This window comes from Rhodococcus koreensis (assembly GCF_017068375.1).
In the GTDB taxonomy this organism is placed as follows: Bacteria; Actinomycetota; Actinomycetes; order Mycobacteriales; family Mycobacteriaceae; genus Rhodococcus_F; species Rhodococcus_F koreensis.
The window spans coordinates 5,701,627-5,721,093 of record NZ_CP070609.1 but is presented as its reverse complement, the minus strand read 5'-3'; the positions used below and the strand labels follow the sequence as shown (position 1 = coordinate 5,721,093).

22 protein-coding genes, 1 tRNA gene, 3 pseudogenes and 1 riboswitch are annotated in these 19,467 nt (G+C 67.8%); of the genes and pseudogenes, 16 read left to right on the top strand and 10 right to left on the bottom strand.

Going from position 1 to position 19,467, the window contains the following annotated elements:
* Positions 1 to 105: 105 nt before the first annotated feature.
* Positions 106 to 531, top strand: coding sequence for an HIT family protein (locus JWS14_RS26235; protein WP_174705505.1), 426 nt, complete (start codon positions 106 to 108; stop codon positions 529 to 531).
* A 3-nt stretch (positions 532 to 534) separates the two neighbouring features.
* Here the strand turns inward: JWS14_RS26235 and JWS14_RS26230 are convergent, their stop codons facing one another.
* Entirely contained in the window at positions 535 to 1,917 is a 1,383-nt protein-coding gene (locus JWS14_RS26230) for a sensor histidine kinase (protein WP_072943153.1), read from the bottom strand.
* A gap of 80 nt (positions 1,918 to 1,997) precedes the next feature.
* Positions 1,998 to 2,714 (bottom strand): response regulator transcription factor, encoded by a 717-nt coding sequence (locus tag JWS14_RS26225; protein ID WP_167372175.1) that lies wholly within the window; start codon positions 2,712 to 2,714, stop codon positions 1,998 to 2,000.
* A gap of 772 nt (positions 2,715 to 3,486) precedes the next feature.
* A riboswitch (guanidine-III (ykkC-III) riboswitch) is annotated at positions 3,487 to 3,548 on the top strand.
* A 10-nt stretch (positions 3,549 to 3,558) separates the two neighbouring features.
* Here JWS14_RS26225 and JWS14_RS26220 point away from each other — a divergent pair.
* The 4 genes from JWS14_RS26220 to JWS14_RS26205 all read left to right on the top strand — a co-directional run bounded on the left by JWS14_RS26220 (position 3,559) and on the right by JWS14_RS26205 (position 6,371).
* On the top strand, positions 3,559 to 3,873 hold the full coding sequence (locus tag JWS14_RS26220) for a DMT family transporter (RefSeq protein ID WP_072942865.1): 315 nt from the start codon (positions 3,559 to 3,561) through the stop codon (positions 3,871 to 3,873).
* 48 nt (positions 3,874 to 3,921) lie between these two features.
* Positions 3,922 to 4,728 (top strand): ABC transporter, encoded by an 807-nt coding sequence (locus JWS14_RS26215; RefSeq protein ID WP_072942863.1) that lies wholly within the window; start codon positions 3,922 to 3,924, stop codon positions 4,726 to 4,728.
* Positions 4,729 to 4,801: 73 nt separating this feature from the next.
* Positions 4,802 to 5,152 (top strand): hypothetical protein, encoded by a 351-nt coding sequence (locus JWS14_RS26210; RefSeq protein ID WP_072942861.1) that lies wholly within the window; start codon positions 4,802 to 4,804, stop codon positions 5,150 to 5,152.
* Between the two features lie 55 nt (positions 5,153 to 5,207).
* Entirely contained in the window at positions 5,208 to 6,371 is a 1,164-nt protein-coding gene (locus JWS14_RS26205) for an epoxide hydrolase family protein (protein ID WP_072942859.1), read from the top strand.
* 15 nt (positions 6,372 to 6,386) lie between these two features.
* Here the strand turns inward: JWS14_RS26205 and JWS14_RS26200 are convergent, their stop codons facing one another.
* Both JWS14_RS26200 and JWS14_RS26195 read right to left on the bottom strand, forming a co-directional pair.
* Positions 6,387 to 6,617, bottom strand: a complete 231-nt coding sequence (locus JWS14_RS26200; protein ID WP_072942857.1) for a hypothetical protein — start codon at positions 6,615 to 6,617, stop codon at positions 6,387 to 6,389.
* Between the two features lie 90 nt (positions 6,618 to 6,707).
* On the bottom strand, positions 6,708 to 7,010 hold the full coding sequence (locus JWS14_RS26195) for a MerR family transcriptional regulator (protein WP_072942855.1): 303 nt from the start codon (positions 7,008 to 7,010) through the stop codon (positions 6,708 to 6,710).
* Positions 7,011 to 7,251: 241 nt separating this feature from the next.
* On the opposite strand from JWS14_RS26195, the gene JWS14_RS26190 reads away from it, so the two are divergent.
* A complete protein-coding gene (locus tag JWS14_RS26190) occupies positions 7,252 to 7,635 on the top strand; it encodes a hypothetical protein (protein ID WP_072942853.1) in 384 nt (127 codons plus the stop codon).
* 11 nt (positions 7,636 to 7,646) lie between these two features.
* On the opposite strand, the gene JWS14_RS26185 is transcribed toward JWS14_RS26190, so the two are convergent.
* The gene (locus JWS14_RS26185; protein WP_083395631.1) at positions 7,647 to 7,973 is read right to left on the bottom strand and encodes a MerR family transcriptional regulator; all 327 of its coding nucleotides are present in this window, start codon (positions 7,971 to 7,973) and stop codon (positions 7,647 to 7,649) included.
* 224 nt (positions 7,974 to 8,197) lie between these two features.
* Here JWS14_RS26185 and JWS14_RS26180 point away from each other — a divergent pair, with 224 nt between their 5' ends.
* From JWS14_RS26180 to JWS14_RS26170, 3 genes are all read left to right on the top strand, one after another.
* The gene (locus JWS14_RS26180; protein ID WP_167372176.1) at positions 8,198 to 8,341 is read left to right on the top strand and encodes a hypothetical protein; all 144 of its coding nucleotides are present in this window, start codon (positions 8,198 to 8,200) and stop codon (positions 8,339 to 8,341) included.
* A gap of 83 nt (positions 8,342 to 8,424) precedes the next feature.
* Complete coding sequence (locus JWS14_RS26175) at positions 8,425 to 8,568, top strand: hypothetical protein (RefSeq protein WP_167372177.1); 144 nt, start codon at positions 8,425 to 8,427, stop codon at positions 8,566 to 8,568.
* Between the two features lie 43 nt (positions 8,569 to 8,611).
* Positions 8,612 to 9,532 (top strand): SigB/SigF/SigG family RNA polymerase sigma factor, encoded by a 921-nt coding sequence (locus tag JWS14_RS26170; RefSeq protein WP_095863254.1) that lies wholly within the window; start codon positions 8,612 to 8,614, stop codon positions 9,530 to 9,532.
* Here JWS14_RS26170 and JWS14_RS26165 read toward each other — a convergent pair.
* Both JWS14_RS26165 and JWS14_RS26160 read right to left on the bottom strand, forming a co-directional pair.
* On the bottom strand, positions 9,517 to 9,948 hold the full coding sequence (locus tag JWS14_RS26165; protein WP_241031470.1) for an SDR family oxidoreductase: 432 nt from the start codon (positions 9,946 to 9,948) through the stop codon (positions 9,517 to 9,519). The two genes, JWS14_RS26170 and JWS14_RS26165, sit on opposite strands and share 16 nt — an antisense overlap.
* Positions 9,949 to 11,187, bottom strand: coding sequence for an RNA-guided endonuclease InsQ/TnpB family protein (locus tag JWS14_RS26160; protein WP_095863253.1), 1,239 nt, complete (start codon positions 11,185 to 11,187; stop codon positions 9,949 to 9,951).
* Positions 11,188 to 11,207: 20 nt separating this feature from the next.
* Between JWS14_RS26160 and tnpA the strand changes: the two are divergent.
* Positions 11,208 to 11,544, top strand: a pseudogene (gene tnpA, locus JWS14_RS26155) (IS200/IS605 family transposase); the annotation flags it as partial.
* 37 nt (positions 11,545 to 11,581) lie between these two features.
* Here tnpA and JWS14_RS26150 read toward each other — a convergent pair.
* A pseudogene (locus JWS14_RS26150) lies at positions 11,582 to 11,968 on the bottom strand (SDR family oxidoreductase); the annotation flags it as partial.
* A 78-nt stretch (positions 11,969 to 12,046) separates the two neighbouring features.
* Here JWS14_RS26150 and JWS14_RS26145 point away from each other — a divergent pair.
* The 4 genes and pseudogenes from JWS14_RS26145 (at position 12,047) to JWS14_RS26130 (ending at position 17,126) form a co-directional block, all read left to right on the top strand.
* Complete coding sequence (locus JWS14_RS26145; protein WP_095863252.1) at positions 12,047 to 12,934, top strand: sigma-70 family RNA polymerase sigma factor; 888 nt, start codon at positions 12,047 to 12,049, stop codon at positions 12,932 to 12,934.
* 85 nt (positions 12,935 to 13,019) lie between these two features.
* Positions 13,020 to 14,912 carry a glycoside hydrolase family 15 protein gene (locus JWS14_RS26140; RefSeq protein WP_095863251.1) on the top strand — a complete coding sequence of 631 codons (1,893 nt, stop codon included), beginning with the start codon at positions 13,020 to 13,022 and terminating at the stop codon, positions 14,910 to 14,912.
* A gap of 72 nt (positions 14,913 to 14,984) precedes the next feature.
* Positions 14,985 to 15,620, top strand: a complete 636-nt coding sequence (locus tag JWS14_RS26135; RefSeq protein ID WP_095863250.1) for a TetR/AcrR family transcriptional regulator — start codon at positions 14,985 to 14,987, stop codon at positions 15,618 to 15,620.
* Positions 15,621 to 15,715: 95 nt separating this feature from the next.
* Positions 15,716 to 17,126: pseudogene (locus tag JWS14_RS26130) on the top strand (lipase family protein).
* Between the two features lie 4 nt (positions 17,127 to 17,130).
* Here the strand turns inward: JWS14_RS26130 and JWS14_RS26125 are convergent.
* Both JWS14_RS26125 and JWS14_RS26120 read right to left on the bottom strand, forming a co-directional pair.
* Positions 17,131 to 17,334 (bottom strand): RNA polymerase sigma factor, encoded by a 204-nt coding sequence (locus JWS14_RS26125; protein ID WP_095863249.1) that lies wholly within the window; start codon positions 17,332 to 17,334, stop codon positions 17,131 to 17,133.
* A 145-nt stretch (positions 17,335 to 17,479) separates the two neighbouring features.
* A tRNA-Thr gene (locus JWS14_RS26120) sits at positions 17,480 to 17,554 on the bottom strand.
* A 72-nt stretch (positions 17,555 to 17,626) separates the two neighbouring features.
* Here JWS14_RS26120 and JWS14_RS26115 point away from each other — a divergent pair.
* Both JWS14_RS26115 and JWS14_RS26110 read left to right on the top strand, forming a co-directional pair.
* Entirely contained in the window at positions 17,627 to 18,007 is a 381-nt protein-coding gene (locus tag JWS14_RS26115; protein ID WP_095863248.1) for a nuclear transport factor 2 family protein, read from the top strand.
* Between the two features lies 1 nt (position 18,008).
* The gene (locus tag JWS14_RS26110) at positions 18,009 to 19,448 is read left to right on the top strand and encodes a threonine/serine exporter family protein (protein WP_072947937.1); all 1,440 of its coding nucleotides are present in this window, start codon (positions 18,009 to 18,011) and stop codon (positions 19,446 to 19,448) included.
* Positions 19,449 to 19,467: the final 19 nt, after the last annotated feature.

Below are 19,467 nucleotides of genomic sequence, written 5' to 3'. Positions count from 1 at the left end.
TGGACGGAGGCTGGGAGTTTCCTGTGCGCTTCGCGCCCGTGAGTACTTATTAACCGCGGAAGGTTAATAAGTACTCACGGGTGGCGAAGCCGCATAATGGCGGCCATGGGATCTGTATTCAGCGCCATCATCAACGGAGATCTGCCGGGACGGTTCGTGTGGGAGGACGAGGACGTCGTCGCGTTCCTCACGATCGCCCCCGTGACCCAGGGCCACACCCTCGTCGTGCCGCGCGAGGAGGTGGACCAGTGGCAGGACGTCGACGGTGAGGTCTGGAACAAGGTCATGGACGTGGCCCGCACGATCGGGCAGGCCGTCCGCCCGGCGTTCGACGCACCGCGGGCGGGACTGCTGATCGCCGGCCTCGAGGTGCCCCACCTGCACCTGCACGTCTTCCCCGCCTACGATCTCGGCGATTTCAACATCAGCAACGCCGAGCAGAATCCGTCCCAGGAATCGCTCGAGGAGGCGCAGGCGAAGATCAAGGCGGCGCTGCGCGAACTCGGCCACGGGGCCAACGTCCCCGACTGACGGTCAGCTCGACCGCGGCAGTTCCACCCGGAACGTGGCACCTTCGCCGGGCCGGCTGTCGACGGTTACCGACCCTCGGTGGGCGGCGACCAGGGCCGCGACGATCGACAGGCCGAGCCCGCTGCCGCCGCTCTCCCGGGTGCGGGACGCGTCGGTGCGGTAGAACCTCTCGAACACCCGGGCCGCGTCTTCCTCGGTCAGTCCGGGTCCGGTGTCGGCCACCTCGAGCACGACGCTGTGCTCGGTGGTGCCGAGCCGGACCGTCACGTCCGCGGTGGCGGGGGTGTGTTTGACGGCGTTGGCGAGCAGGTTGCCGAGGACCTGCCGCAGCCGGGCCTCGTCGCCGATCACCTCCGGTGTCCCGGGTCCGGGGCGGACGTCGAGGGCGATGGACCGCTCGGGGGCGACGGCGCGCGCCCCGTGCACGGCGTCGGATGCCACCGACAGCAGGTCGACGGGCCGGGTCTCGAGGGGTCGCTGGGCATCGAGCCGGGCGAGCATCAGCAGGTCTTCCACCAGGAGACCCATCCGCGACGCTTCCCCTTCGATGCGGCTCATCAGGGTTTCGGTGTCGGTCATCGCGCCCTGTCGATACAGTTCGGCGAAGCCGCGGATCGTGGTGAGCGGGGTGCGCAGTTCGTGGCTCGCGTCGGCGACGAATCGCCGCATCTTCTCCTCGGACCGCCGCGCCGACTCCTCCGACGCCTCGGTGGCGGCGAACGCGTGCTGGATCTGCGCGAGCATTCCGTTGAGCGCCACAGACAGTCGCCCGATCTCGGTACGGTCGTCCCGTTCCGGGACGCGTCGGTGCAGGTCTCCCGCCGCGATCGCCGCGGCGGTCTCCTCCACTTCGACGAGGGGACGCAGACTGCGCCGGACCACGAAATACGCGACCACTCCGAGCACGATCAGCACCACCACACCGATGATGAGTTGCAGCACGGCCAGCCGGTTCACGGTTTCGTCGTTCTCGGTGAGCGTCATCGCGACCGTCGTCTCGATGCCGTCCGGCGCGGTGGTGGTCAGCACCCGCCACCGCACGTCGGAACCGTCGGTCGAGCCGACCGTCACGGGCACGGAGGCGGGGTCTTCCGGCAGTGCGGGCGAGACGGATTCGTCGTTGATCTCACGCAGCACGGTGCCGTTGGCCAATGTCGTGCGGACGTAGAACGGGCTCGGCGGACGTCCGGGATTCGGTTCGTCGGGCGGCGGCAGCGGACGCGACTTGCCGGGCTTCGCCCACCCCTGAGCGGCCTCGTGGAGTTGGTGATCGACGCGGTTGGTCAGCGAATTCTCGAGCGCCGACGTCACCGCGACACCGGACGCGAGAAGCCCGAGCGCAGCGAGCAGGAGCACGGCGCCGACGAGCGTGATGCGCAGTGGCATCGCCCGGATCCACCGTCGCGCAGGCCTGTTCGGGACGGTGGCGACCACCTCGGCCGACTCCCGGGGAGCCGCGGGCGCGGTCATCGCCGCGGTTCGCGCATCACGTAGCCGACGCCGCGGAGGGTGTGGATCAGCGGGGTCTCGCCGGTGTCGACCTTCCGGCGCAGGTACGACACGTACGACTCGACCACGCCGACCTCACCGCCGAAGTCGTAGTTCCAGACGTGGTCGAGGATCCGCGGCTTGCTCAGCACCGTGCCGGCGTTGACCATGAAGTACCGCAGCAGCGTGAACTCCGTCGGAGAGAGCGACACCAGGTCGCCCGCCTTCCAGACCTCCCGCGTGTCGTCGTCGAGTTCGATGTCGGCGAACTTGATGCGGGCCGACTGCTCCTCCACCGACACCTTGCCCGCCCGCCGGAGGATGACGCGAAGCCGGGTCACCACTTCTTCGAGGCTGAACGGCTTGGTGACGTAGTCGTCCGCGCCGAGGGTCAGGCCGCTGATCTTGTCCTCCACCGCATCCTTCGCGGTGAGGAACAGCACCGGCGCGTCCACACCGTCGGCGCGCAACCGCTTGAGCAGGCCGAACCCGTCCATTCCCGGCATCATGACGTCGAGAATGACGGCGTCCGGGCGGAAGGTGCGCGCCGTGTCGAGTCCCTCGGCCCCGGTCGACGCCGTCGCCACCTCGAATCCCTGGAATCGGAGACTCACGGAGAGCAACTCGAGGATGTTCGGTTCGTCGTCGACGACGAGGACGCGGGCTTCGACAGGCTTATCATTCACGCAACCCATCATCACTCGTGACGCTGGATCGTCGCTGTAGGTTTCCTGGGAGGTTCCTGTGAGCCGGTGCGGCCGGCCCTGGCCGGACGGATTCCGATCGTCAGTTGACGACGATATTGAGGTTGAACACTACCCCGCCGAACGTCAGGATCGTGTTGGCCAATCCGAGTGTGACACCACTGTTGAGCGCCCCGAGCAGTCCCAGCATCATGACCTCCATCGTCGCCCCGGTGAAGGGGTGTTTGCGCGCTGTCCGTACGCGTTGCGGATGACACTAAGTCACGTTCGACAAATTCGTGGCGACACGCGCACGCAATTTCCCTGAATAAAATCACCCATTCTTCTCGAGCGAAAAAGGATGAAATTCCGGGCGCATGAGCGAGGATGGGACAGTTGCTCTCCCGCGCCCCGGCGCTCACGGTCGCCGCACAACGCGACAACCCCGCCGTCGAGCCGACGGCGGGGTTGCGACCGGAGTTGTCTTGACAGGCAGGAAGTTCAGGCGACGACGTTCAGGTTGAGCACCACTCCGCCGAACGTGCCGATCGTGTTGGCGAGTCCGAGGGTGAAAGCGCTGTTGATTGCGGCGAGCAGTCCGAGCATCATGATGTTCCTCGTTATCTTCCGTGGTATACGCACAGAATTCACTGTCGCGCTCGACAATAAGTCAGCAGGTCTCGATCTGCGAGATATTCGGTGCATTCCCGCGCCGTGCGCGCGGAGCGAGCCTGTGGAGTCGCTCACCACTCACGGGCGCGGAGCGCGTCTTTGGGTACCGTGGAATTCGTCGACACGACATCCGGACGAGCGCACCGTACCCGGCCAGCGACAAGACGGTGCCCGGAGGTTTGTCATGGCGTGGATCGTGCTCGTGCTGTCGGGGGTTCTGGAGGCTGTCTGGGCCACCGCCCTCGGCCGGTCGGAGGGATTCAGCAAGCTCGGGCCCAGCATCGTCTTCGGCGTCGCCCTGGTCTTCAGCATGGCGGGTCTGGCCTACGCGATGCGCAGTCTCCCCACCGGAACGTCGTACGCGGTGTGGGTCGGCATCGGCGCGGCGCTGACGGTCGGGTTCGCGATGCTGACGGGCGCCGAGAGTGCCACGCCGGTGAAGATTCTGCTGATCCTGGGCATCGTGGGATGCGTCGTCGGACTGAAGGCTCTGCACTGACCTGATCGACACGCTCGATGATTGTGTGTCGCGGGTTACAGTAACTCCATGAACCTGGTGTCGTTGATGACCCTCCCGGTGCGTGCCGGTCTCGCGGCGGCCGATGTCGGTCTCGGTATCGCCGAGGCCGCCCTCGTGTCGGTGCGGACCGCGGTCGCCGGGACCGGCGTGGTCACGGGAATGAGCACCCAGGGGAGCCCGCTGCAGGTGATCAGCCAACTGTCGTCGCTGGCGGCCAACGACCGGCCGCTCGGGCAGGCCCTCCAGCCGGGCGGTCCGCTCGATCGTCTCCTCGCCCCGGGCGGCCCCGTCGACCGTCTCACGTCGGAGGGCGGCACCCTCGAACGACTGCTCGAGCCGGGTGGGCCGCTCGAGCGGGTCCTCGCCAAGGACGGCCCGCTCGACCGGGTCCTCGCCGAGGACGGCACCCTGGAGCGACTGCTCGCGAAAGACGGCCTGCTCGACCGTCTCACCGCCGAGCAGGGACCCCTCGAACGGCTGACTGCGCAGGACGGCGCGGTCGAACGGCTCACGGCGCCGGGCGGACTGGTGGATCGGGCGCTCGCCGAGAACGGCATCCTCGACACACTGCTGTCAGAGGGCGGCGCGTTCGAACGCCTCATCGCCGAGGGCGGCCCGCTCGATCAGATCGTGGCACTGTCCGAGACGTTGACGGCGCTGGCGCCCAACCTCGAGCGGATGAGCGCGAGCGTCGACCTGCTGCAGGAGACGGTGGGGGTTCTCAGCGCCGCCGTCGGGCCGCTCGGTGAACTGGCGGGCAAGTTGCCGGGGCGCTGGCTCAACAAGGGCAAGGGCGACCGTCCGGGCGTCGACTACACCCTCGGCCCCGCCTGACGCTGTCCGCTCGGGACGGCCTGGGAGCGACCGGCCGACACTGACCGACACCTGCCTCTGGTATGTATTTCGCATGACACGAACCATCGTTGCGCTGTTGATCCCGGCCGCCCTGCTGCTCGGGGCGTGCAGTTCCGAATCGACCACCACCGACGCCGAGTCCACGGCGAGCGCAACGACCGAGGCCACCGAGGCGTCCTCCGCAGGCCTGCCCGCCGTCGCGGACCTGTGCAAAGGCCTCCTCCAGTACGCGAAGGGCGCCGAGGCCCGCGCGCAGCAGAGCGGCGAGACGTTCGACCGCACGAAGGCCCTCGACGACCTCTTCACCCAGTCGGCCGAGACGGCGGAGTGGAAGGACGCTCCGCAGGAGCGCAAGGATCAGATGATCCAGGCCTACGACGCCGCCAAGACCGGGGCCTGCTGACCCGTCCCTCGATCAAGGACCGGAACTGTCCTCAATCCTTCGTAGCGTGGTCTGCATGACCGACACGACGAAGTCCATCCGACCGTTTCGCATCGACATCGCGCAGGCGCAACTCGACGATCTCGCCGCACGACTCGCGCGGACCCGGTTCGGCACCCCGCTCCCGGGTGACGACTGGAAAACCGGGGTGCCCACGTCCTACCTGGTCGAACTCGTCGCGTACTGGCGCGACGAGTTCGACTGGCGGGCACAGGAGAAATCGCTCAACACCTTCCCGCAGTTCGTGACCGAGATCGACGGGCAGAACATCCACTTTCTGCACGTCCGCTCACCCGAACCGGACGCACTGCCCCTGGTCCTCACCCACGGCTGGCCGGGTTCGTTCGTCGAGTTCCTCGACGTGATCGGGCCCCTCACCGACCCCGTGGCGCACGGTGGCAACCCCGCGGACGCATTCCACGTGGTGGTGCCGTCGCTGCCCGGATTCGGATTCTCGGGACCGGTCCGCGAATCGGGCTGGAACATCCACCGGATCGCCGGGGCGTGGGCGGAGCTGATGAGCCGGCTCGGATACGACCGTTACGGGGTCCAGGGCGGCGACATCGGCGCGGGCGTCTCGCCCGAGGTCGCCCGCATCGCCCGGGACGCGGTGGCCGGGGTGCACCTCAACGGCAACATCGGGGTTCCCGTCCACGACGTGGACGAGGCGGAGCGGGCGAGCCTGACACCGCTGGAGCGGGACCGCCTGGACCGGGTGTTGCGGTTCCTGACCGACGAGTTCGGCTACATCTCCATCCAGTCGACGCGACCTGCGACGCTCGGTGCCGCGCTCGCCGATTCACCGGTCGGTCAGCTCGCTTGGATCGTCGACAAGTTCCGCGAGTGGACGCATCCGCGGGAGGCGCTCCCCCACGACGTCGTCGGCATCGACCGCCTGCTCACCAACGTCATGTTGTACTGGCTGACCGACACCGCGTCCTCGGCCGCGTACGTCGGCTACATGCAGGAATCTTCTTGGGGCACCGCCAATTCCGTGTCCGGCATCCCGACCGCCGTCATCGTCTTCGCCCACGACGTCGGCATCCGCCGCTACGCGGAGCGGGAGCATGCGATCACGCGGTGGACCGACGTCGAGGATCGCGGCGGCCACTTCGCCGCACTCGAGGAGCCCGCGACCCTGACTGCGGACATCCGGGACTTCTTCGCCGGACTTCGCTGAGCGGATCCGGAGCGGTCAGATCAGGCTCGAGATGAGGAAGGCGGCAAGCAGCACGCCGACGAGAACGGATCCGGCGGTGGCGGCCGCGAGGACCACCGAACCGGTCACGGCCATTGCCGGCGCCGCCGCGACGAGGGCGGCGACGAGCGCGGTTCCGAGCGAGAAGCGGCGGTCGGGCTCTGCCTGCCGGTCCTTCGCGTGCCGGGCACTGTGCGTGCGGAATGCATTGTGGGCCGTGAGGGTCATGATTCTTTGTCCCGTCTGGAGTCGAATGCGGGGCCAGAGTCGGAGCCCTGGCGGGTACAGAGTTCACCTCCCCGGCGCAGTGGTGGATCACTATCCGGGCGTGCGGCCCGGCCCGTCCAGCCGGGACGCCAGTTCGGCGTTCTCGGATTCGAGCGCGAGGATGCGCCGAATGCCGGCGACGTTCACACCGTCGTCCATGAGCTGAGCGATGCGTGCCAGCCTGATCAGGTCGTCGTCGCTGTATCTGCGGGTGCCGCCGCTGGTCCGGGCGGGGGTGAGCAACCCCCGCCGCTCGTACAGGCGGAGAGTCTGCGGGCCGATGCCCGTCAACTCCGACGTCACCGCAATTCCGTAGACCCCGCGACGTGAGCGGGGCAGGACGTCGATGGTCATAACAGGCTCCCTTCTGCTTAAGGAACACCTGATATTAACACGCAAATGAAATGAATCTGCATTCGTAAATACAGATTTTGCATCTCGGACCCGTCATGCCTGGCCGGCGGCCGCCAAGACGACCATCGGGTCACGTAATCTCGGACCCGAACCGAACACGAACCGCCACCGACCCCGGACGGATTCGTCGAGGTGTCGTGGCCGTGAGCGCCGCGGCCTCTGTGCGAGAGACGAGAAGACGGTGCCCCGTACTCAGGAACACGCAGATCGCTACCGCGACGCCCTCACGGCGCTCGCCGCGGCCACGCAGCGACCGGCCAACGTGGTCAACACCGGTGCGGGCTACGCGATCCGGGTCGACTTCGAGTTCAACCGGTACCTTCTCGCGTCGAATGCCACCGACGGACTGACCGACGCCGTCGAGGACGCGTCCGAGTGGAGGGTCAGCCTGTTCCAGGGCGCCGCCGACGGCACGTCCGACGAATTGCTGGCCACCGCCGGGCACGCGTGGCTGGTCGACGCATTCGACCTCGCGTTCGCCGACATCCGGGCCGAAGGTAAATGGCAGTCGGCCGACGCGTCGTTCGACGAGTTCAACCCCACGAACGACCAGTCTGCGAGCTGATCCGGCGCCGCTCAGGCGCGGTCCGGGACCTCGGATCGGACGAGTTGCTCGAGTTCGGCGTTCCGCGCCGCGAGGACCGCGTTCTCGGCCTCGAGCCGAAGGATCTGGCCGATGCCGATGAGATTGACTCCTGCGGCGACGAGTTCGGTGATCTTCTGGAGGCGCGCGACATCGTCCTCGCTGTACCGGCGTGTGCCACCGCCCGTGCGAGTCGGTGTGATCAACCCGCGCCGCTCGTACAGGCGCAGCGTCTGTGGTCCGATACCCGTCAGTTCCGACGTTACCGAGATCCCGTATACACCCCGCTGCGAACGAAGCGGCATATGAGAGGACGTCACCGGGTCTCCCTTCTTCTCAGGGCACATCAACCTTAGCAAGCGCCGGTGGACACAATATGCCGCGGGGCGCGCAGGTTCGCTCCGGAATGCCCACACCCCCGCGGGGCTGGACCAGCAATCTTGCCGATTCGGCTTGAACTTCCCGTCCGACCGCTGTAGAACAAATCTATATTCTTCAACGCAGATTAGTTCTCACGACGAGGCCGCACGAAGGAGAACCGCAGATGACCACCCACGACCCTCAGAGCACTCCCCACGACGGGGAGGTCCTCGTTCTCGGTGCAGGCAGCGGCGGAGCGATCGCCGGCGGCCTGATCGCCACGCTGGCGCTCAGCGCGCTCACTCTCCTCTCGTCCCTGCCGACGTGACCGGACACCCCGACACCCGCACCCGTTCGACACCGACACAGACCCAGACACAGACTCTTCGCACACGACAGGACGCAGCCCTCATGCCCGCCAGCTCCGCATTCCACGCTTCCGCCACCAGCACCACGCGCGGCGGAGCCACGATGAGCACCGAGGAAATCAAGGCCCGGATCGAGGCGATGTTCGCCGACGAGGCCGCAGACACGTCCCCCGCACTCGTCGAATAGCGACGCCATCGCCGATGCCGGCAGGTCAGAGAAGGGCAGAGCCATGAAAGTGTCCACCCCGCTCGTCGAACCATCGCTCGAAATCCGACGCATCCCCACGCGGTCGAAGCCGGTGCATCGCACGAAGTCCGCAGCCGACGCCGACGCCGCACGAGTAGAGCTACGGCAGGCCCGAAACGAGACCGCGCGCCGCGAGCGTGACCAGTATCGTGACGTGCCCGCGCAGTGCGAGGCCATCGGCCGGCTCGCCGCCTCCGACCCCCGCCGCGAACTGCTGCGACAGCGACTGATCGAGCGGTGCCTGCCGCTCGCCGAACACATCGCCCGGCGTTTCCTCGGTCGCGGAGAACCCCTCGACGACCTGATCCAGGTCGCCCGCATCGGTCTGGTCAAGGCAGTCGACCGTTTCGACGCCCGCTGCGGGGCGAACTTCGTGTCGTACGCCGTCCCGACGATCACCGGCGAAGTCCGCAGGCACTTCCGCGACACGGGATGGGCGATGCGCGTCCCGCGCAGCATGCAGGAACTGCACCTTTCCCTCACGACCGCGACGACCGAACTGACCACCACACTCGGACGCGCCCCGACGGCGAGCGAATTGGCCGAGGCCCTCGGGATCGACAAGGAGGAGGTGGTCCGGGGCCTCCGGGTTGCCGACGCCTACAGCACCCTGTCCGTCGATTTCCCGCTCGGCGAGGACGAGCGCCCGCTGTCGGAGACGATCGGCGACGTCGACCCGTCCCTCGCACACGTCGAGGACCACGTGGTTCTCGAGCCGCTGCTGGGATCCCTTCCCGACCTCGAACGCACCGTCCTCGTTCTGCGGTTCTTCGGCAACATGACCCAGTCGCAGATCGCCGCTCGGGTGGGCGTCTCGCAGATGCAGGTGTCCCGGCTGCTGAACAAAACCCTGGCGGACCTGCGCGGGAAACTCGCCGACGCCAGCGGTCAGATGCCCGGGTAGGCGGCCAGGAAGTCCTCCCACGTCCGCTTGCCCGTCGCCGCCTCGCGCGACAGGTTGACGCCGTCCCGGTACGCGCGGCCGGCCTTGCCCGGCATCCGGACCGGCATCGTCAGCCGGTGCCTGCCGGTCGCCTGCAGGTAACTGCGCGCCAGATCGCCCATCCCGTACACCGTCGGCCCGGGCAGGTCGGGAACCAGGCCTGCCGGGGCGCCGAGCGTCAGTTCCACCAGACGCGCCGCCACCTCCCCCGAGTCGACCGGCTGGAAGCGCAGTCCGCCCGGGACCGGGATCACCGGCAGTTTCGCCATCTTCTGCAGCATGCTCAGCACCAGTTCGTGAAACTGGGCTGCGCGCAACGTCGTCCACGGCAGGCCCGAGTCGGCCACCGCTCGCTCCGCGGCCAGCTTGAATATCAACTACCCGGTCCTGAAGGACGCGGGTTTGCTGCTCACGTTCTCACTGGCTGTGAGAGGGGTGGCTGCTTTAGGCACGGTTGATTGGGCGGCCCGGTAGTTGGTGTGTCCGAGTGCGGCAATGTTGGCGGCGGCGTTATGGTCCGCGTGACCGGTCCATCCGCAGCCGCGGCACCGGAACAGTGCTTGACTGTGCCTGTTCGCGGTGTCGCAGTGCCCGCAGAGGTGGCACGTCTTACTGGTATTGCGAGGGTTGATCACCTGCACCGGCACTCCTGCGGCGTGCGCCTTATAGGTGATCTGGTCGCGCAGTTGCGCGTATGCCCAGGAGTGCAATTGTTGCCGTTGTCTGCGTGCGAGCCGTACCCGGTCCCGGATTCCCGACAGGTCTTCTACCGCGATTCCTTGACCGGTGCGTTGCGCCTGGGCAACAATCGTTTTCGAGAGTTGATGATTGATGTCGGTGGCGTACCGAGTCTCCTTCCTCCGCCGATTCTTCAGTTTCCGCTTCGCGGACCTGGTCCCCACCTTCTGCAGCGCGGACCGGATGGTTCCGTTCTTTTTCCGGCGGGCGGTGACCGCACCACCGGACCACCGGACGTCGAGTTCGGCCGGGTCGTCTGCGGTGGTCACAGCCAGGTTCACGATCCCCAAGTCCACACCCAGCCACCCGGCGGGGTCGTCGGCGGGGACCAGCTGCTGCGGTGCGCCGGTGTCGACGGTTGCATGCAGGTAGAAACATCCGTCCCGGAAAATCAGATCCGACTCGCCTGTGCGGTCGGCGAGCATTGTCCGCTGCCACGGCGCGCACACGAATCCGACGTTGCGCATCCGGCCCGCGCTCGTCCAGATCGACACCGTCGATCGATCGATCTGCCACGACAAGCACCGATCGTCGAACGGTTGGCCCGCGTCCTGACGGAACACGACCGCCTTACCCGCAACCTTCGCATACCGTGTCGATCCCGGCGTGCCGTAATTCCCGTTACGCAGGTTCGCTGTCCGGGTCGCGTACGCATCCGCCACCTTCTTGATGACCCGGATCGCCGGTTGCGCCGACAACCCGCACGCTTTGAGCTGGGCAGAGACCTGCTTTTGCAGCGCGAACGGGCGCCGATCAGCGGCGGTGTGCGCGAGCTGCGCAACCATGTTCGCCCCCGCATTGCACAACTCCAGTGTCGATTTCAGCGCCACATACTGCTCCGGGGTGGGAGCCAGCTTCACGACAACGATCCGCTTCACACCCTGCGCCTTTCCCTGATCGTCGCGGTGCGTTCACCGACCCGATGCTGACCCGATGCGGGCAATCATGGCAGAGGTGTGTGACAAGTTCGGCGCACGTTGACCGAGTTCAACGGAGACACCGACCACGTCCACCTAGTGATCCACTACCCACCTACCGTGCAACTCTCCACCCTGGTCAACAGCCTCAAGGGCGTCTCCGCTCGATACCTGCGCCAAGAGTTCCCCGACCACATCCAGAAATACCTGTGGGGCAATCACTTCTGGTCACCGTCCTACTTCGCCGCCTCCGCAGGCGGAGCCCCACTCGCCATCGTCGCCGAGTACATCACCAACCAAAAACGACCCGAACCCACACCAGAAAGCGACCCCGCTACGCGCGATCGCGCAGTACAGAATCAGCTTCCTCCCGGCCCTGAAGGGCCAGGCTTCCTCTGATTAATCCGGTGAACCAGCCGAGCGGAACCCGGTCGGCCCCGATCACCGAGATGTAGACGAGATGCTGCACCCCGGCGCGCGAGGCGGCCTCGACCAGGTTCCGGGTCGCCACCTCGTCGCCCTTGGGGCCACCCGCCAGGTGCAGAACGGTCTCGACCCCGTCCAGTGCGGCTTCAATTCCCTTGCCCTCGAACAGGTCGCCGATCATGTACTCGACGCCGTCGCCGGGGTCTCGGCCGTGCCGGCTGACGACCCGCACGTCCCGCCCCGCCGCCCGCAGCAGTGGGACGACCTGACGTCCGAGCGTGCCGGTACCGCCGGTGATGAGAATGGGTGATGTCATGATCTGTCCAGATTCTTCGGACTGCTGATTTCGGTGGGTCTACCCGTGAGACACGCCGCGAGGAAGGAATGTGACACGGTGGACGACCGCGATCGGCTGACCGAGCGTTTCGAGGAACACCGGCCGCGGCTGCGGGCCGTCGCCTACCGGATGCTGGGCTCGGTGAGCGAGGCCGACGACGCCGTCCAGGAAGCGTGGTTGCGCACGATTCGCGCGGACACCGGCGAGGTGGAGAACCTCGGGGCGTGGCTGATCACGGTGGTGTCGCGGGTGTGCCTGAACGTGCTGCGCTCACGCGAGCAGCGGCGCGAGGAACCTCTCGACGTGCAGGCACACGATCCGGCCGTCGGCCACGACGACGGTGGCGACCCCGAACACGAAGCGATGCTGGCCGACTCGGTCGGGCTGGCGCTGCTGGTCGTGCTCGACACGCTGACCCCGGCCGAGCGGCTCGCGTTCGTGCTGCACGACATGTTCGACGTGCCGTTCGACGACGTCGCCCCCATCGTGGGCCGCTCCTCCCAGGCGGTGCGGCAACTCGCCAGCCGCGCCCGCCGGCGGGTGAAGGGCGCGGCGCCGGCACCGGACTCCGCCGACCTGGACCGCAGGCGAGCTGTCGTCGACGCCTATCTGGCCGCCACCCGCGGCGGCGACTTCGACGCGCTGGTCGCCCTGCTCGATCCGGAGGTGGTGCTCCGGGCCGATCCGGCTGTCGGACCCACCCCGGGACCGCTCGTGATCCGGGGCGCCCGCGTCGTGGCCAAGGGCGCGCTCGCATCCGCGGAACGGGCCCGGGTCACCCAGGTGGCCCTGGTGAACGGGGCGGCCGGGCTCGTGATGGCTCCCCGAGGGCGGCCGCCCCTGGTGCTGGCGTTCACGATCGTGGACGGGACGATCACCGAGATCGACGTCATCGCGGAGCCGGATCGCGTCCGCCGGCTCGATCTCGCCGTCCTCGGGGACTGACCGGTCACCCGATCCGGGTGATGACCGTCGGCGCCGAGACCCCGCAGCATGGAGGGAGCCGACACCCGGGGAGAGGGGCGCGAACGTGACTACTGCCTCGGACGACGATGCCCCACCCCGGAGCGCGGCCGCGCCGTCGCCGTTCCCGCCGATCGCGGACTACGCCTTCCTCTCGAACTGCCACACCGGGGCGCTGATCGCGCCGGACGGTTCCGTCGACTGGCTGTGCGTGCCCCGGTTCGATTCGCCCAGCGTGTTCGGTTCCCTCCTCGACCGTGAGGCCGGGATGTTCCGGATCGGCCCGTTCGGGCTCAACGTTCCGGCGTCCCGCCAGTACGAGCCGGGCACCAACATCATCTCGGCGGTGTGGAACACCCCGACCGGGTGGGTGAACGTGCGCAGTGCGCTGACGATGAGCCCGACCCGCGGTGAGGACACCGTCACTCCCCACACGAGGCCGCCGGCGGACGAGGATGCCGACCACATGCTGGTCCGCACGGTCACGTGCCTCGACGGCAGCGTGGAGGTGGAGTTGGTGTGCGAGCCCGTGTTCGACTACGGACGCGCACCGGCGGAGTGGGTTCTCGTGAACGGTGATCGGCACACCGCCGACGCGAGCGGTGCGGGGCTCACGCTGCGCCTGCAGACGGACATGGCGCTCGGCATCGAGGGCGGACGGGTTCGCGCGCGCCACATGCTCGAGAAGGGCGAAACCCTGTACTGCGCGCTGACCTGGGCCGCGGAACTCGCCGCGCCGGGAACGGTGGAAGAGGCTGTCGCGCAACTCGATGCGACCGCGACGTTCTGGCGGCGCTGGTTCAGTCACGCCCGCTTCCCAGACCATCGGTGGCGTGAGGCGATCCAGAGGTCCGCCCTGACCATCAAGGGCCTCACGTACATGCCGACCGGCGCCACCGTCGCAGCCCTCACAACTTCCCTGCCGGAAACCCCTGGTGGCGAACGCAATTGGGACTATCGCTACACGTGGATGCGGGATTCCACGTTCACGCTGCAGGCCCTGCACTACCTGAACCTGGACTGGGAGGCCGACGAGTTCATGCAGTTCATCGCCGACCTCGAGTCGAACGGTGACGGCGCACTGCAGATCATGTACGGAATCGACGGCACCCGCGACCTCACCGAGTCGACCCGCGACGACCTGTCCGGCTATGCGGGCGCGCGCCCGGTGCGGATCGGTAACGGCGCGTTCGACCAGCGGCAGAACGACGTGTTCGGCGCCGTCCTCGACTCGATCCTGCTGCACACGGTGCGCAGCAAGCGACTTCCCCGCCGGTTGTGGCCGCTAGTGCAGCAGCAGGCGGCGTGCGCCTCGGCGGTGTGGCGCGACCCCGATCAGGGGATCTGGGAGGCGCGCGGCGCACCGCAGCACTATGTGTCGTCGAAGCTGATGTGCTGGGTGGCGCTCGACCGGGCGTCGAAGATCGCGGGCATCCGCGGCGATCGGGCGGCAGAGGACACCTGGCGTGCCACAGCCGAGGAGATCCGCGCCGACATCCTCGCGCACGGCGTGAAGAAGGGGGTGCTGCGACAGCACTACGACACCGAGGCGCTGGACGCGTCGACGCTGCTCGCCGCGGTCTTCGGGTTCCTACCCCGCGGGGACGTCCGGCTGCGCGCCACCGTCGACGCCATCGCGAGCGATCTCACCGAGGACGGATTCGTCCTGCGCTACCGCACCGGCGAAACCGACGACGGATTGTCGGGCAAGGAAGGCAGTTTCCTGATCTGCTCGTTCTGGCTGGTGTCGGCCCTGACCGTGGTCGATCAGGTGCAGGAGGCCACCGATTTGATGGAGCGACTGGTCAGCGTGTCGTCTCCCCTGGGCCTGTACGCGGAAGAATTCGACACGAGCACGGGCCGTCACCTCGGCAATTTTCCGCAGGCGTTCTCCCACCTCGCGCTGATCGAGGCCGCGGGGCGCATCATCCTGCACGAGCGGATGCGGGAACTGATGTGAGCCGAGGCCGGGCCCGACACGTCCGCCGCGCGGGCGACGGCCTCGCTGTGTCCGCCACCGTAGGCTGATCATGTGTCCCGAGCCGAATCGAGTCGGACGTACAGCGGCCAACCGGTCGCCGAACGTCGCGTAGCCCGCCGGGCACGGTTCCTCGACTCGGCCCTGTCGGTCTTCGCGGAGAAGACGTACGCCCACAGTTCGATCAGCGACATCTGCGCCGACGCGGGACTGTCGCGGCGCCAGTTCTACGAGGAGTTCGGCAGCCGCGAGGACATCCTCCTGGCCGTCTACGACACGATTCAGGACGACGCCCGGGACGCCGTGCTCGCCGCGAACGAGGCGGCCCCCTCGCGCGATCCGCGGACCGTAGCCGGCACCGTGATGACGGCCTACATCGAATCGGTCGGCACCGACGAGCGGCGCGCCAGGATCATCTTCGTGGAGGTGGTCGGGGCGGGCCCCCGGGTCGAGCAGTACCGCCTCGAGCGCCGCGCACAGTGGGCGCAACTCTTCGAGGCGGTCACCCGCACGATCGACGGTGGCGTCGTCGACCCACCCGAACGGTTCGCGATGGTGTCGATCGCCTTCATCGGGGCGGTCAACGACCTCGCCCACCACTGGAGCACCGCCTCACCCCGGCCGTCCGCGTCGGTCCTGGTGGACGTCCTGAGCACGATGCTCATCGCGCTGGTCACCGATCAGGCCTGACCGGAACTTACTCGCGAGTATTGCGATACCCGTCACACCTGATCTGGCACTCAAAGTGAGACATGGACGTCTCACTTCGGCCCGGGGAGGACCACATGATCAGATCGAGAGCGCTGCGACACCGAATACTGCTGGTGGGAGCGATGGTGGTGGGTGCACAGCTCGCCGTCGCCGCACCGTCGGTCGGGGCGCCCACCGACGGCGGGACGGCGGTGGACGTGCAGCCGGCCCCGGCCGTTCCCGCCTGGCCCGAGGCCGACCGGGGCTTCTACGAGCCGCCTGCGGACGTGGTCGCGGCGGCCGAGCCGGGCGAGATCATCGCCGCCCGCGAAGTCCATCTGGCGAACCTGTCGGCGGTTCCGGTGAACGTCGACGCGTGGCAGCTGTCGTATCGCTCCAACAATTCGCGGGACGAGGCGATCCCGGCGGTCGCGACGGTCGTCAAACCGCGGGGCACGATCGACGGCGTCCGCAATCTGCTGTCGCTCCAGCCGGCGGAAGACTCGCTCGGCCAGTACTGCGCCGCCTCGTACGCGCTGCAGCAGTGGTCCGTTCCCGCGCCGCTGACCGGTCAGGTCCGCGCCGCTGCAGTTCCTCGAGGCCCAGGCCGCGCTCGCCCAGGGATGGGCCGTCGTGCTGCCGGACCATCAGGGCCCGAACGCCGCCTACGCGGCCGGGCCCCTCGCGGGCCGCATCACCCTGGACGGAATCCGGGCGGCGGAGAACTTCGACCCCCTGGAGCTGTCCGGCAGGCAGACCCCGGTCGGACTGATGGGGTACTCGGGTGGCGCGATCGCGACGGGGCATGCCGCCGAACTCCACGAGAGCTACGCGCCGGACCTGAACATCGTCGGCGCGGCCGAGGGCGGTATCCCGGCCGATCTCGGCGCCCTGGTCGATCTCGCGGACAACAACCTGGGCGCGGGGATCGTGCTGGGCGGGGTGTTCGGGGTGAGCCGGGACTACCCCGAACTCGCGGAGTATCTCGACACCCACCTGAACCCCCTCGGCAAGCAGCTCCTCGCCGCCAAGGGCAACCTGTGCGTCAGTTATCAGTCCGCGCTGCTGCCGTTCGCGAACCTGCGGGGCCTGTTCGACAGCCCCAGCGGCGACCCGCTGCGCGATCCGGTGGTCGAATCGGTACTCGACCGGACGAGGATGGGCCATCGGGTGCCGGACGTCCCCATGTTCATGTATCAGGCGAACCCGGACTGGCTGGTGCCGGTCGGGCCCGTCGACCGGCTCGTCGACACGTACTGCCAGGACCCGGACGCCCGGGTGACGTACATCCGCGACCACGCCAGCGAGCACCTGTCCCTCGAGCCGGTCGCGGCCGCGAGCGCCCTGATGTGGTTGCGGGACCGTTTCGACGGGGTCCCGGCCGGCGCCGGGTGCGCCACCCACGACGTGGGGTCGATGGCCCTCGACGAGAAGACGTGGCCGGTGTGGTCGTCGATCGTCGGCGACACACTCGCGAGCCTGCTCGGTCAGCCGATCGGGACGTGACGGTTCACAGCCCGCCGACACCGGCGAGCAGGGTGCGCGAGCCCTCGTGGAGCCGGTCCCGGACGACGTCGACGGTGGTCTTCATCGTCGCCGCCACCTCGTCGCAGGACATTCCCCGGTAGAACACGAGGGCGAGTGTCTCCCTTTCGAGGGCGGGCAGCGCGTCGACCGCGTCCAATACCGCCGACCTGCACGAATTCACTTGCATGTACCCATCGTCAATGACCGGCGGGGTCGGAGACAGGGACCCCAGGGTGACGAACTGCCCACCCAGGGGTGAGCGTGCGGAAAAGACAGAGGGCCACCTTCCCCCGGGGGAAGGTGGCCCTCTGTGTGCGGAGGCAATTCCGCGGTGGAGCCTCCTGTCAGGATTGAACTGACGACCGCTCGCTTACAAGGCGAGTGCTCTACCACTGAGCTAAGGAGGCGGACACGCGCGCCCATCATATCCATTGCAGGAACGTCGGCCACTTCCGCCCACATTGGATAGCGTTGGAGCCATGAGTACCTCGGAGATCGCCACCGTCCTCGCTTGGCACGACGCCCTCAACTCCGGCGACATCGACACTCTGCTGTCGCTGTCGAGCGACGACATCGAGATGGGTGGACCGAAAGGCGCCACTCAGGGCCTGGCGCCGCTGCGGGAATGGGCGTCCACCGCGGGCATCACGCTGAATCCGAAGCGAATGTATTACTACGACGGAGTGCTGGTGGTCGAACAGCAGGCCACGTGGGCCACGGACCCGGAAGAGACGCGTATCCTGGCCTCTGCATTCCGTGTCGTCCACGATCAGGTCATCTCCACGTTCCGCCACGAGACACTCGAGTCTGCACTCTCCGCTACCGATCTGACCGAGAAAGACCTTGTCTCCGACACGTAGTATGTCCAAGCTCACAGAATCCCTCCAACGTCTCACAGGCGACCGTCGCGCAACGGTCGATGCGGTCACCGCTGCACCCACCCCGCTGCAGCCGATCGACCTCACCGACGATGCGGTCGTCGCCGAAGTACTCGACCTCGCCGTGCGAGTCGGTGAAGTCCTCCTCGCGTCCGGCACCGGTGCGATGGACACCGCCGAACAGGTGCAGTTCATCGCCGCCACGTACGGCCTCGCCCAGTGCGATGTGGATGTCACGTACAACTCCATCGTGCTGTCGGCGTACCGCGGGCCCACCCTCCCGCCGGCGAGCACCATGCGGATCGTGCACTACCGCTCGATGGACTTCACCCGGCTCGCGGCGGTCGACCGGCTCACCCGGCGCATCCGCCGGGAAGCGGTCACCCCCGGCGAGGCGCATGAGGCCCTGACCGCGGTCACCACGGCGCCGCACCCGTACAACCGCTGGATCGCGACGCTCGCCTGGGCGTCGATGGCCGCGTCGGTGTCCGTGTTGATGGGTGGTGGGGTGCTGGTCGCGTCCGTCGCCTTCCTGACGACGATGGTGATCTACCGGGTCAACCGCGTCCTCAACCGCATCGGTCTGCCGTTCTTCTTCCAGCAGGTGGCGGGCGGCCTGGTGGCCGCGACCCCGGCGGCGACGCTCTACACGTTCCAGGATCAGCTGGGTGTCGAGATCAGACCGTCGCAGATCATTTCGGCCGGTGTGGTGGTGCTGTTGTCCGGGCTGTCACTGGTCGGTTCCGTACAGGACGCCATCACGGGAGCACCGATCACGGCGGCGGCGCGATTCTTCGAAGTGGTCATGATGACCGGCGGCATCATCGCCGGTGTGGCCATCTCGTTGCGTCTGACCGGCGTGCTGGGTTCGACCCTGCCCCCGGTCAACGTCGAGATCACCGAACTCGTGCAACTCCCCGTGCTGGTGATGTCGGGCGCTTTCGCGTCGATGTTCTATGCACTGGCCTGTTACGCCGAGCAACGGGCCCTGACGGCCGCGTGGTTCGGTGGCGCGGCCGGCGCGCTCGTGTACATGGTGGCGCACCAGTTCGGCATCGGCCCGATCATCGGTTCGGCACTCGCCGCCACCGTGGTCGGCTTCGCCGGTGGTCTGATGGCCCGCCGCGCGCTCACGCCGCCGTTGGTCGTCGTGGTGGCGGGTATCACGCCGCTGCTGCCGGGTCTGTCCCTGTACCGGGGTCTGTACGCCCTGCTCAACAACGAGGTGGTGATCGGACTGGGCTCGCTGCTGGCGGCGTTCGGTATCGGTTGCGCGCTCGCGGCCGGCGTCACACTCGGCGAATGGATCGCCCGGACCCTGCGGAGGCCGCGCATCCTGCGCCGCACAGACGACATCCGCCGCCCCGTCTTCAAGACGAGGCGGCGGAAGCCGGTCGAAACACACACACAGAAGGCGGCCTGAGGCAGTTTCAGGTGACGGC

Excerpts from the sequence above, each read along its gene's own strand:
- JWS14_RS26210 (WP_072942861.1), top strand. The coding sequence starts at position 4,802 with ATGACACGAACCATCGTTGCGCTGTTGATCCCGGCCGCCCTGCTGCTC.
- JWS14_RS26115 (WP_095863248.1), top strand. The coding sequence starts at position 17,627 with ATGAGTACCTCGGAGATCGCCACCGTCCTCGCTTGGCACGACGCCCTC.
- JWS14_RS26205 (WP_072942859.1), top strand. The coding sequence starts at position 5,208 with ATGACCGACACGACGAAGTCCATCCGACCGTTTCGCATCGACATCGCG.
- JWS14_RS26170 (WP_095863254.1), top strand. The coding sequence starts at position 8,612 with ATGAAAGTGTCCACCCCGCTCGTCGAACCATCGCTCGAAATCCGACGC.
- JWS14_RS26200 (WP_072942857.1), bottom strand. The coding sequence starts at position 6,617 with ATGACCCTCACGGCCCACAATGCATTCCGCACGCACAGTGCCCGGCAC.
- JWS14_RS26175 (WP_167372177.1), top strand. The coding sequence starts at position 8,425 with ATGCCCGCCAGCTCCGCATTCCACGCTTCCGCCACCAGCACCACGCGC.
- JWS14_RS26220 (WP_072942865.1), top strand. The coding sequence starts at position 3,559 with ATGGCGTGGATCGTGCTCGTGCTGTCGGGGGTTCTGGAGGCTGTCTGG.
- JWS14_RS26180 (WP_167372176.1), top strand. The coding sequence starts at position 8,198 with ATGACCACCCACGACCCTCAGAGCACTCCCCACGACGGGGAGGTCCTC.
- JWS14_RS26235 (WP_174705505.1), top strand. The coding sequence starts at position 106 with ATGGGATCTGTATTCAGCGCCATCATCAACGGAGATCTGCCGGGACGG.
- JWS14_RS26225 (WP_167372175.1), bottom strand. The coding sequence starts at position 2,714 with ATGGGTTGCGTGAATGATAAGCCTGTCGAAGCCCGCGTCCTCGTCGTC.
- JWS14_RS26215 (WP_072942863.1), top strand. The coding sequence starts at position 3,922 with ATGAACCTGGTGTCGTTGATGACCCTCCCGGTGCGTGCCGGTCTCGCG.
- JWS14_RS26125 (WP_095863249.1), bottom strand. The coding sequence starts at position 17,334 with ATGCAAGTGAATTCGTGCAGGTCGGCGGTATTGGACGCGGTCGACGCG.
- JWS14_RS26230 (WP_072943153.1), bottom strand. The coding sequence starts at position 1,917 with ATGCCACTGCGCATCACGCTCGTCGGCGCCGTGCTCCTGCTCGCTGCG.
- JWS14_RS26195 (WP_072942855.1), bottom strand. The coding sequence starts at position 7,010 with ATGACCATCGACGTCCTGCCCCGCTCACGTCGCGGGGTCTACGGAATT.
- JWS14_RS26110 (WP_072947937.1), top strand. The coding sequence starts at position 18,009 with ATGTCCAAGCTCACAGAATCCCTCCAACGTCTCACAGGCGACCGTCGC.